9 protein-coding genes are annotated in these 11,311 nt (G+C 59.0%); 1 reads left to right on the forward strand and 8 read right to left on the reverse strand.

Features of this window, described 5'->3' with window-relative positions; genetic code table 11:
- Positions 1 to 32: 32 nt before the first annotated feature.
- Positions 33 to 2,144 (reverse strand): YjbH domain-containing protein, encoded by a 2,112-nt coding sequence (locus tag IWX87_RS17720; RefSeq protein WP_196864835.1) that lies wholly within the window; start codon positions 2,142 to 2,144, stop codon positions 33 to 35.
- A 155-nt stretch (positions 2,145 to 2,299) separates the two neighbouring features.
- Between IWX87_RS17720 and IWX87_RS19790 the strand changes: the two genes are divergently transcribed.
- Positions 2,300 to 2,461 carry a hypothetical protein gene (locus tag IWX87_RS19790; RefSeq protein ID WP_231376567.1) on the forward strand — a complete coding sequence of 54 codons (162 nt, stop codon included), beginning with the start codon at positions 2,300 to 2,302 and terminating at the stop codon, positions 2,459 to 2,461.
- 76 nt (positions 2,462 to 2,537) lie between these two features.
- Here the strand turns inward: IWX87_RS19790 and IWX87_RS17725 are convergent, their stop codons facing one another.
- The 7 genes from IWX87_RS17725 to IWX87_RS17755 all read right to left on the reverse strand — a co-directional run.
- The gene (locus IWX87_RS17725) at positions 2,538 to 2,855 is read right to left on the reverse strand and encodes a hypothetical protein (RefSeq protein ID WP_196864836.1); all 318 of its coding nucleotides are present in this window, start codon (positions 2,853 to 2,855) and stop codon (positions 2,538 to 2,540) included.
- 880 nt (positions 2,856 to 3,735) lie between these two features.
- Positions 3,736 to 4,365, reverse strand: coding sequence for an SCO family protein (locus IWX87_RS17730; protein ID WP_196864837.1), 630 nt, complete (start codon positions 4,363 to 4,365; stop codon positions 3,736 to 3,738).
- A 29-nt stretch (positions 4,366 to 4,394) separates the two neighbouring features.
- On the reverse strand, positions 4,395 to 6,152 hold the full coding sequence (locus IWX87_RS17735) for a multicopper oxidase family protein (protein ID WP_231374900.1): 1,758 nt from the start codon (positions 6,150 to 6,152) through the stop codon (positions 4,395 to 4,397).
- A 65-nt stretch (positions 6,153 to 6,217) separates the two neighbouring features.
- Positions 6,218 to 7,615 (reverse strand): TolC family outer membrane protein, encoded by a 1,398-nt coding sequence (locus tag IWX87_RS17740; protein WP_231374899.1) that lies wholly within the window; start codon positions 7,613 to 7,615, stop codon positions 6,218 to 6,220.
- Between the two features lie 3 nt (positions 7,616 to 7,618).
- Positions 7,619 to 8,974, reverse strand: coding sequence for an HlyD family type I secretion periplasmic adaptor subunit (locus IWX87_RS17745; RefSeq protein WP_231374898.1), 1,356 nt, complete (start codon positions 8,972 to 8,974; stop codon positions 7,619 to 7,621).
- A 2-nt stretch (positions 8,975 to 8,976) separates the two neighbouring features.
- Positions 8,977 to 10,785: a type I secretion system permease/ATPase gene (locus IWX87_RS17750; RefSeq protein WP_196864839.1), complete on the reverse strand. Its 1,809-nt coding sequence runs from the start codon at positions 10,783 to 10,785 to the stop codon at positions 8,977 to 8,979.
- 83 nt (positions 10,786 to 10,868) lie between these two features.
- Positions 10,869 to 11,311: M10 family metallopeptidase C-terminal domain-containing protein (locus tag IWX87_RS17755; RefSeq protein WP_304609491.1), on the reverse strand; the 443-nt coding region annotated here is incomplete at its 5' end.

The raw sequence follows: 11,311 nt of genomic DNA on the forward strand, positions 1-11,311 counted from the left end.
AGACCGGGAAGGTCTGTCCACTCCTTGAAAACTCAATCAATCTGGTCTCTTGCATAAAGATAGAAAGACTCGCGCAGGCGCTGGATTTGACCCTTAATGTCAGCCGGGGCGATGCGGCCCGAATTGAGCATTTCCACTTCAGGCTTGTAATTCAGGTCCACTGGCCGGACGGCGCCGTTGTCCACAAAATTGCCGGTGTTGCCGCCATTCGTCAGGCGCGTGCGGATCGACTGCGCATAACGCGGGGTGCCGGTAAGTTGCACAGGACCTGCTGCCATGCCTTGGCGCGGCGTGAGCGGCAGGTTCAACTCCAGGCCCACGAAGGTGTTGTTGCCGCCCTTGCGAGCGAACAGCTGTACCGCCACATCGCCAAACCAGCGCGTTAACACCACCGACGGCCCGGTGGAACGGTCGGTGTACTGCTGGTAGCCGGCCTCGACCCAGGTTTCAGGGCTGAAGCGCAAGCGGTACGACCCTGCATAGGCTTCTGTTGTGCGCGACAGCGCATCGTCCAGGCGCCGCAGGTAACTGCCCTTGAAGTGAACCGTGTCGGCATTCCAAGGCAAAAACAGGATGGATTCGCCCTCTGCGCCCAAGCGATCATGGTCAAACTTTCCGGCGCCCACGCTGGTAAACAGGCGCGGGGCCAGCCAGAACGACTGTTGCAGCGCCAGTGTTTTCAAGCCGTTGCGTTGTCGGGAACTGGCAAACACACGTCCGGGATCAATGTTGGAACTGTTGGTGATGCGCTGCACCACGTCGGCATAAACCTGCGCCCCCTTCCACAGACTCGCCGTGCTGCGCACATTTGCGGCCAGCGAATAATCAAAAGCACCAAATTCGGTGCCCAAGGTGTAATTGAGCAGTGGCTTGACTTCCACGCGCAGCCAGGTCTGGCGTCGACCGGCCCCGGCCTCGCCCGCAGCCCATTGCACCGCAGTGTCGTCATAGCCGGGCAACAGGCCAAAGCCCAATGTGTTCTTCACACGCGCTGCATCGCCATCCCGAAGGAAGCTGCGGTAGGCTGCCACATCGACCGATGTTTCAAGCACCTCCAGTCCTGCCTTGCGGGTCAGTGCATTGATGCGAGTGGTTCCCGTTGGCGCGGCTTCGGCGGCCAGCCCCAACACGATTCCGAGGGCATCGGCCTCATTGTGCAAATATCGGTAGTTTTCATACTCCACCACCAACTCGTTGCCCAACATGCCGACGCGGACCCGGTCCAGTCCAGTGGCGCGCAAAGCACGCGCCAGGCCATCGAGTCGGTCCTGGGCCGTGGCCACCATGGCACCTGCCACCGCCTGATCCAGTGCAGGCAACGGCCGGGCAGCGGCGTCCGTTCGGGTCTGGCGGGCCTTGTCGGCCGTGCCCAGCGGCACGACCAGCGACACATTGACACTGGTGGCATTGGCAGAACGCCCGGCCAGGGTAGTGGCGCCAAACGAGCGCTGAAGCGTGCCCACCAGTTGCGCGTCACCCAGCGAAGGCAATGCTTCAGAGTAATAACGCAAGCCGGCATGCTGCTGCGTTCCGTCGGTTTCGGCCAGCAGCGTGGCGCGGCTGCTGCCCAGCTTGAACTCGGCCCCGCCAAACACGCCATCGAGCACCTTGGCACCGCCCCGGCGTGCATCGCCCCGTGCATAACCCAGCGACCAGCGCAGCGGGCCGACCTCGTCGCTGGCCACCGCGTATTTAGACTTGAAAAACGCTGCGCCCCCACTGATGTCGGTCACGCCCACAGCCAGCTTGGGCACGCCCTGCAATTCAATCGGCAACTGCCACTTGAAGTTGGCAGAGATGTCGCTAATGCCTCTTATATTGGGCGCCCCGGGGGACACGGCCTGCCGGCTGGTGTATTCGGCAAACCGTCCGAAAAGTTCGACACCGGGCAAAAGGCCAAAGCCCAGGGAATAGTTCTGCTTAGTGTTGAACGTGCCCAGCTTCGGGTCCTGGTAGTTGCCCAGGCTCAGCGCCATATCACCTTGCTCAAGCACATAAGCCGACGGAATCGTCAGCCCGCCGGTAGCGCCCACACTGGCCACACCCAGCCCCTGGGCCAGCGCGGCGGCAGGCAGCATGACCAGCCCCACGAGGGCCATTGACGCCTGGTGGATGCGCTGCAGGCCGCATGTCCTCAAATCCATGGTGATCCTGTTCCAGATGAATGGCCACCGGTTCCGGTAACGGCCTGCAAAGCAAAAAAATTAAAGTTCCGTGCCTTAAGTGTAATATTTAATTCAAACCATGAAAAAAATGATGTTCAAATGAATTTACCAAAGCAAAAGTTTTGAGGTTTTTCTTGATTTTTCCTTCTGCTGACGCCATTTATCAGTGCCTTGAAATGCCGCCGGACCAAGCCATCAAGCGCGGCTCAGACATGCAAGAAAAAAAAATTCATACCCTCAAGCAGTTACCCTTTTTGCCGCCCAGACTGTTCACCCGCGTCAATGAAAACCCGTGAACCAGCCTGTAGACGTGTCACAAGTCGTATCAGTTGACCCATTCCCCGGCCCATGGCCATGAGCGACAAGCTCCGGTTAGCCTCGGTTAACTGGGAGGTGACGACTGTGGCCAAGCTGCCCGTCGCAAGGGCGCGGTGTCAAGGCCGGAATCACCTTTGCACCATGGCTGCGGTAGGTGTGGAAATTACTGTCGAGCGTTATCACCCGGCACGGGTCATCTAGTTCCGACATGCGAACCAGGTACGCATCGGCCAAAGACGCGGGCACGTTGTCGTAGCGCTCAAACAGGGCGCGGACTGCAGCTACTTCATCGGCCAGCGACATGGCCACCTTGACGATACCCACCAGATCACCGGCCTGCTCCAGCGCCGACAAGGCATACATCAGCCGCATTGCGCTGGCTGATTTATGCCACCAATGCGCGTCCTGCCAGCTCCGACTTGCTGAGGTGCTCGCGCTCACTGGCCAGCGCAATTTCTTGCTCAAGCTATAGCGGTATTTTGATGGTCAAGGTATTCATGCCAGAACATTACCGTTCGGTAGCTCCTAATACCAGCAGATTTTTACGGTGGCCTGCAGCCAGAGCGCAATGCTGCATAAAAGCCAACGACTGAAGTGCAAGGTACGTGAATGGGGCCCACCGCTGCCAAACAAAACGAATGGCACAGTGATTTACTGTGCAGGCGTTACGTTCCAGCCCACCGCCTTAAAAATTGACAGTGTTTGAGATATTGGTCTCACGTGCGTCGTTAGCAGCCAGAATTGTCTAACGTGATTTACTCACGTTATTGTGCTGCTTCAACTATTTGAAATACTCAACCGCATTGCATGCAATTTCTTGCACCTACTCCATAAATGAGCTCTGCCCTGCCCAACCCAACTCGCTAAAACAGTCTATGCAAAAGGACAACGTGTCCATGTCTGCCACCGAATCAATGGGAAATTTTAAATTCTCATCAGGATCGTCTCTCATGTCACCCATCACACGATATTTGTCACAACCATTCACACCGCAAAATGATAATCGGCACAAATAATTTTTACGTATTCAAAATACCAATTCTTCATTTAATTGAATCTTTATGCCAAATTTTTTGCTTATTCGCATGCAAAAAGGGAAGCGAAAATTTCCGATGTACCCGCGTCATGCCGGGCTTGACCCGGCATCCATGAATTCGGAGCCATGGATTGCCCCGGATCAAGTCCAGGGCAGGCTCCTCTAGCCCGCAATGACAGCCATTTGAAACCGGCACTTTTGCAATTTCCGCTTCCCTTACATCTGCATGATTTCTCGCGCAAGCAGTTTCGGAGAACTCAGCGCAGGCATCATGAACCAGCGATCCAGCGCTTCTTTGCCAATGCGGACCATACCGGTGTGATTGGCAAGATCTGCGTCTATGCGTGGATCGTCATTGAAAAAACCAAGTTTGCGACGGATGAGTTCCATTTCCTTGGGCTGGCCGGTCAGGAAAGTCCAGCCTGGCTTGATGCTGTAACGCTTGACATATTCCTGCAATGCCTGGGGCGTGTCGAACTCGGGCTGCAAAGTCATCGAGAACATGAAAATATCTTTTCCCAGCCGGTTGCCCAACGCTTCCTGCACTTGCATCAGATTGGCCGTGTTGCCGGGGCAGATGCCTGTGCATACCGTATACATCATGTTGAAAACAACCACTTTTCCATGCACCACGTCGTCATAAAACCGTAGTTTTCTGCCGTCATGCGTGTCCAGAACCACATTTGGAAAATAGTCAGCGCGTGGCCCTTTTTTGCTCTTAATACCGGCACTTGCCGCACCGCTGGCTGCAAGCACTGGAGCCAGTGACGAAGCGCCCAGCCATTTGAGCCAGTCACGTTTGCTGGTGTGCGAACCATGTTGTGCAGCTGTGTCATTCGTGTTCATGGAAGTTCTCCCTGATTTTTTCATACGGTTTATTCAACAACGTCAAATCGAACCATCATGGCGTGGTCTTCATGAGTCAAGTTGTGGCAATGCATGAGGTACGGACCCAAAAAATCCCGAAAACGAATGAACACGCGTACTTCGTCGTTGGGCGCCAGTACGAAGACATCCTTTCGTCCACTTTCATGCGGTGCGGGCGGCTTGCCGTTGCGGGTCAGGATGCGCCCTTCCTCTAAATGGATATGAACCGGATGGTGCCAACTGCCCTTGCCCTTGAGGGTCCAGATTTCAGCGGTTCCACGCTTGGGCTGGGCAACCGACTTTTCCACATCGAAAATCTTGCCATTGACAGTCCATATCTCGTTTTCCTTGTCGAACTCAAATCGCCTGTTCTTTACGACTTCGGCCAGATTGATCGGCGGCAACGCACGCAGTGTGGCGGGGACCTGGCTCAGGTCAGGGCCTGGTGGATCGCGCGCAACATCAAATCGCAGTATTTGCGTGCCAGCGTTGGTCAGCAGCCCATTGGCTTCCCGGATGTTGACCAGCGATCCTTCAGGTCCCCGCCCATCAATTTGCACGAGGCGGTTGACGACGTACAAAGTGGTGCCGATGGGGTAAAGCGCAAAGTCGATCACGATGTCGGCACGTTCTGCCGGGGCCAGTTGCACCATGCTGGTGGTGAGCGGTGCCGGCAACAGGTTGCCGTCGTTGGCAATGTGGCTAAAGCTTTGGTTTGCACCACTGCCGTTGGCTAGGTAAAACTCGTAAAACCGTGACAAGCTACCGTCCAGCAGGCGAAAGCGGTATTTGCGGCGTTCCACTTTGAAATAGGGCTGTACCTTGCCATTCACACAAAACTTGTTTCCCAGGTGTCCCTTGTTTTCAAACTGGTCAAAGAAAAGGTAACCACCGGAGTCGAACTGCTTGTCCTGAAATACCAAAGGAATGTCGTATTGGCCCACGCCACTGGGCAAGCGCAGTGCCTTGGGATTGGTGTCGCGTTCGTTGCCGGAGTCGATGTCATCGAACAGCAGGTAAAAACCGGCCAGACCCTTGTAAACATTGGGTGCGGTGAAATCTATACGGTGATCGTGGTACCACAGCGTTCCCAAGGCTTCGCGCGAATCCCCATTGTCAAGTTCGTAGCGCGGTTCGTCACAGCCCGCATAGCAGTTAGGGTAGTGGTGGTCCTTGTACTTTCCCGGTCCCGTGAGGTTGGGTCCGTATTTGGTTGCGCTGTAGTAGTCGCCGGCAAAGCCGTCACTTTCGGACGCACAGTGCAGATTGTGCAAGTGCGTGGAAATTTCCGGAGAACCAAAGCCAACAGTGTTGGCCGGCAAGTCATTTTGAATGCGCACGATGATCGGAACGCCATAGCGTTCGACAAATGTGGGTCCTGGCAACAAGCCGTCGTAGCCCCATATTTTCTGGGTAGGCAATTCGGGATGAAAAGAGTGCAGCGCCTCCTTGACGTTGAGGGTGTAAAACTTTTGCGGCGCCCAATTGCTTAGCCGCTGAAGCGGTTTGCGTCCACACTCGCCGCCATTGAAATTGGAGTCCTGCGTGCTTGACGGACTGAGGCTGTTGACTGGCGCCTTGGCTGCATTGACCGGAAGGGCCACCACGAAAGGCGTTGTGTACGGGCCACGAGGCGGATCTTTGGCCTCGACCGGCTTGATCGCGACCTGGCTTCCCAGCAAGCCTGCTGCAGCGCTTGCCGCGCCAAACTGAATCGACTCTCGACGACCCAGTTTCAAGATAGTGGCCTGGTTGAGTATTGACATCACAATTCCTTTTGTGCGAAGTACGGGGTTACGGGTGAAACTTGGCGCTTATCTGGCGCAATGCATTACCGGGAGGCAACGAAGTACACGGCAATGTCCTTCAGGTCAGCCAGGCCCAGCGTGCCGGCCGAGTAGCGCAGGCGCAAAAACCCGAGCAGGTAATTGAATCGCGCCAGGGACAGGTCACGCCGGGCTTCATACAACTGCTGCTGTGCATTGAGCACATCAAGGTTGGTGCGCTGCCCGCCCCTGACGCTTTTTTGCGTTGCCTCGACCAGCAGCTGGGCAGAGCGCAGGGCTGCAGCGGTGGCGCCGATTCGCGACACGCTGCTTTGGGTCAGGTGGTACTGCTTGCGCAGCTCAACCAGCACCTGGCTGGTGCGGGTATCCAGATCGGCCTGGGCTTTTTCATGGTTCGACGCCGCCTGGCGGGCCGCCGCGCTGACGGAACCGCCCGCATACAGCGGGATCGTCAGCTGCAGGCCAATACTGGCGATGTTGGTTTTCTGGCTGAAGGTGTTGATGGTGTCGGAGTTGTTCTTGCCCGCGCTGGCCACCAGGTCCAGGCGCGGTGCGTGACCGGCCTGGATCTTGTTGATTTCCTCGCGGGCAATCTCCACGGCCAGGCCTTGCGCCAGGATTTCGGGGTTGTTGGCCAGGGCCACCGCTTTCCATTCCTCAAAGCTGGCGGGCTGCATGGACCGGACCTGAAAATCATTTGACAGGGGATCCAGCGAGGTGACCTTGCGGCCCACCACCGCAGCCAGCGCATCGTTCGCATTGACCAGGTTGTCGCTCGCCTCGATGAGCTGGGCCAGGGCCAGGTCCAGCTTGGCCTGGGCTTCGAGCACTTCCGTGCGGGTGCCTTCGCCGTTTTGCAGCATGCGCTCGACCGACTGGCGCTGTTCCGCATAGGCCTGGCGCTGCGCGGTGGCCTGCTCAAGCTGGTCCCGCGCATACTGGGCGCCCGCGTAGAGCGTGACAAGGCGCACGATCAGCTCCTGGCTTCGCGCTGAAAATTGCGCATCGCTGACCAGCGTCTGCGCCATGCCCTGGCGGTAGCGGGCAATGCCCTCCGGGTAGAACAGCGGCTGGCGCAGCTGGACAGCGGCGGCCAGGCTGGTGTAGTTGCGCTGCTCCGTCCTGTCGCCCTGGACTGATGCGGTGGTGATGTCGGCCCGGTTCTTGTGGGTCGAGTAGTTCGCGGACAAAACCGGCAACAGGTGGGACTTGCCCAGCACCTTGTACTCCTGACCAGCTTCGTTCTCATGCCGCGCCGCGCGGTAGGCCGGGTCGTTGGCCAGCGCGGCGTCGTAGGCCTGCAGCAAACCCAGGGCTGGCGCAGCAGGCGCCTGGCCTGGTGCGGGCGCGGGCATGTCTGCGGCAAAGGCCAGTTGGCCCTGGCCCAACGCGGCCGCGCATACAAGGGATGCCAGCAGGCGGGTCAATGGCAGCGTGGTCATGCTTCATTCCTCCGTCATCGACATCTTGAGATGGTCGAACACTGGCTTGACCAGGTAATTCATCATGGTGCGTTCACCGGTCTTGACGAACAGCTCTACCGGCATGCCAGGCCGCACATTCAAGCTGGCAACCAGCTTCATTCCTTCAGGCGCGACCCGGGCCTTCACGTTGTAATAAGGCTGCCCGCTCTTTTCATCGACCAGCCGGTCCGCCGACACCTGCGTCACGATGCCGGGAATATGCGGCGTCTGGTTCTGGTTGAAGGCTGAAAAGATCAGGTCCACCGCCAAGTTGGGATGCACCTTGTCAATCAGATGCACCGGCAGTTGCCCGTCAACGATCAGCGGGTCGTTGCTGGGCACGATGTCCATCATGCGAAAGCCCGGAGCAATCACCCCGCCGTGGGTGAAGACATTCATCGCCACCACGGTCCCGTCCACCGGAGACCGCACCAGCAGGTTGTTCAGGTCATGGTCCAGTCCGGTCAAGCGGTTGGCCAGGCTGTCGGCTTCTTTCTGGACCTCGGACAGCTGGGTGCGAACCTCCTGCTGGTATTCCTGTTGCCGCTGGAGCCGGCGCAGCCTGAACTCGGAAATCTGACGCTGGCCCCGGCCAATGTTGCCGATGTCTTCTGAAATCGCCGTGCTCAGTTGCGCGTAGGTACGTTCCAGCTCCAGCAGGCGGTTGCGGGCCACATAGCCTTCCCGGGCCAGCTCACGCATGCCGTCGAGCTGCTCCTTGAGGAACTGAAGCTGCAGCTTTTTGCCGTCCCGCGACTCCTGCAAGCCCGTGTTCTGCAACACCAGCCCGGCAACGTTTTCATCGAGCGCCGCCAGCTCGCTGCGGATGGCGGCCTGCCGCGCACTGAACAACTGCTCCTGCATGCGGATGTTGCTGGCCACGCGCGGGTCGTTGCGGACGCCTTCCAGTTCCTGGGGGAACACGATGCTCCTTGCGCCGTCGCGCTCGGCGCTCAGGCGCGCTTCCGCCGTGCGCGCGGTGAAGTACTGAACGCGCGCCATTTCCGCATTGGCGGTGGCCTGCACCGCATTCATGCGGACCAGCACGTCGCCCGCCTTCACCACATCCCCTTCCTTGACCAGAATCGTATCGACCGTGCCGCCCGTGAGATGCTGAACAGCCTTCTTGCTGCTGGCAACGGTCACCGTGGCGCTGAGCGGTACACCCTTGTCCAGCGGCGCCAGCGAGGCCCACACCAGGAAGCCGCCCAGGCCCGCGATGACGATCCACCAGCCCAGGCGCACATGGGACCTGGCGTCGGTGTTGACCTGCACAGGTTCGACGCTTCGGGACACAGCATCGGTTGCAGCCGGTTGATTGCGAGAAATGTTATTCATGGTCATGCCCGTCCTGTGCCGTGGGTGCTTGTTTCATTGCTCGCCAGCTTGTGCGTGGCTAGCGCGTTGGTTGCGGCGGGTGCGGCATGGGCGGCGCCAGGGCTGGCCAAAGGCGAATGCTTTTGCGCGGCCGTTGTCAGGTCGGTCAGCACCTTGGCCGTGGGTCCGAACCGGTAGGCCGTTCCGCCCTGCAGAAGCAGCAGCTTGTTGGTCACGCCGATCACGCTGCTGCGGTGGGTGATCAAGACCACCGTCTTGCCGCGCTGGCGAAAATCAACAATGGCCGCCACCAGCGCCTGCTCGCCCGCCTCGTCCAGGTTTGAATTGGGCTCGTCCAGCACCAGCAGCGATGGGTCGTCATACATCGCCCGCGCCAGCCCAAGGCGCTGCTTCTGACCGCCCGACAGGCCGGCACCGCCGTCGCCCAGCGGCGTGTCATAGCCTTGCGGCAATTGCAAAATCAGTTCATGCACCTGCGCGCGCCTGGCGGCCGCCACCACCTTTTCCGGATCGACCTCGCCGAACCGGGCGATGTTGTCGCTCACGGTGCCGGCAAACAGCTCGATGTCTTGCGGCAGGTAGCCGATGCAAGGCCCCAGCTCGTCCTTGTTCCACTGGTAGACATCCGCCCCATCGAGCCGGACATGGCCGGCGGCAGACGGCCAGACGCCCACCAGCAGGCGCGCAAGTGTGGATTTGCCGACGCCGCTGGGCCCGATGATGCCCAGCACATCGCCCGGAACAATCGAAAAACTCAGGTTCATGATGACCGCCACGTTTGAGCCGGGCGGCGCTGCCGTCACCGCGTCCAGGGTCATCTGGCCCAAGGGCCGGGGCAGCGACATGCCGGCCCTGCGCGGTGGATTGGCCGCAAGCAACTCGTTCAGCCGCTGGTAGGCGCTGCGGGTGCTGCTGTAGGTTTTCCAGACGCCGATCAGTTGCTCGACCGGATTCAGGGTCCGGCCCATCAGGATGGACGCCACAATCATCATGCCGCCGGTGATCTTGCCTTCAAGCACCAGCAGCGCACCAAAGCCCAGGATCAGGGACTGCAAAGACACGCGGAAAAACTTCGTGCAGGCGGTGATGATTCCGGCCTTTTCGCTGGCTTCGGACTGCAATTGCAGAAAGCGGCAATGCAGCGTGAACCAGCGGTTCATCAGGTGGGGCAGCATGCCCATGGCTTCGATGACCTCGGCATTGCGCAGGTTGTTGGTGGCCAGGTTGCCGGCGGCAACCGCCATGCCGCTGGCTTGCGACAGTGGTTTTCTTGACACCATCTCGTTCACAAAGGCCAGCACGATCAGCACGACGGTGCCGCACAGGGCAAACACCCCCAGGGAGGGGTTGAATAAGAAGATCACCGCCAAGTAGACCGGAAACCACGGCGCATCAAAAAAAGCGAACAAGGCGTTTCCGGTCAGAAACTGGCGAACGGTGGTCAGGTCCTGCAGCGCCTGGCCGGCATTGCCGCCCGCCTTTTTCAGGTTTTGCTCAAAGGCCGCCGTATAGACGCGCTTGTTCATCTTCATGTCAAGCTTCGCGCCAATGCGAATCAGCACAAAGCTGCGAACGAATTCCAGCGCGCTCATGAAGAGGTAAGCGCCCAGCACCATCAGGGTCAGCATCAGCAGCGTCGTCTGGTTGTGGCTGGCCAGCACCCGGTCGTACACCTGGAGCATGTACAGCGACGGCACCAGCATCATCAGGTTGATGATGGCGCTGAAGATGCCGATGGTCCGAAAGGCGCCCTTGAAATCGTTCAAGGCCAGTGCGATTTCACTTTTTGCAGGCGTGGCTAGGGGTTTCATGCGGGGCAGCTCCGGTTCAGGATAAAAAGCCCCCGCCCTGAGAGGCGGAGGTTTTAAGGCGCGTCAGGGAAAAGCGACAGGCCTCAGAGCAGCAGGTCGGCGGCCACGAAGGAATGAACGCCTGTCAGTTCCAGCTGAAAGTCAGCCACCGCGTCCCCGTTCACATCGCCTTCCATGACGGTGTTGCCCCCTACCAGGCTGTAGCGCAACTGCCCGGCAACGCCGCCAAAGGCCGAGGTATTGATCATGGTGAAGGCCTGATCGCCCGCCACGCCCGTATTGGCATCAATCCCAGTGAACTGAATCCGGTCGGATCCGCTGACGAAGTCCGTGATGATGTCGCGCAGACCTGCGCCAACCCCGGAGTCTGCGAGCGCTGTCAATATGAACCGGTCAGCGCCGCTACCGCCTGACAGGATATCGGCACCCAGGCCACCGTTCAGGGTGTCGTTGCCCTCGCCGCCCGAAAGCGTATTGGCCGCGCTGTTACCGATGATCACATTGGCCAGTGCGTTACCGGTGCCGC

The sequence above is a fragment of the Polaromonas sp. CG_9.7 genome, from assembly GCF_015752205.1.
Classification (GTDB): Bacteria; Pseudomonadota; Gammaproteobacteria; order Burkholderiales; family Burkholderiaceae_C; genus Polaromonas.

What these genes read in the sequence shown, in the direction of transcription:
- IWX87_RS17750 (WP_196864839.1), bottom strand. Translation starts at nt 10,785, where the DNA reads ATGAAACCCCTAGCCACGCCTGCAAAAAGTGAAATCGCACTGGCCTTG.
- IWX87_RS17745 (WP_231374898.1), bottom strand. Translation starts at nt 8,974, where the DNA reads ATGAATAACATTTCTCGCAATCAACCGGCTGCAACCGATGCTGTGTCC.
- IWX87_RS17740 (WP_231374899.1), bottom strand. Translation starts at nt 7,615, where the DNA reads ATGACCACGCTGCCATTGACCCGCCTGCTGGCATCCCTTGTATGCGCG.
- IWX87_RS17720 (WP_196864835.1), bottom strand. Translation starts at nt 2,144, where the DNA reads ATGGATTTGAGGACATGCGGCCTGCAGCGCATCCACCAGGCGTCAATG.
- IWX87_RS17725 (WP_196864836.1), bottom strand. Translation starts at nt 2,855, where the DNA reads ATGCGGCTGATGTATGCCTTGTCGGCGCTGGAGCAGGCCGGTGATCTG.
- IWX87_RS17730 (WP_196864837.1), bottom strand. Translation starts at nt 4,365, where the DNA reads ATGAACACGAATGACACAGCTGCACAACATGGTTCGCACACCAGCAAA.
- IWX87_RS17735 (WP_231374900.1), bottom strand. Translation starts at nt 6,152, where the DNA reads ATGTCAATACTCAACCAGGCCACTATCTTGAAACTGGGTCGTCGAGAG.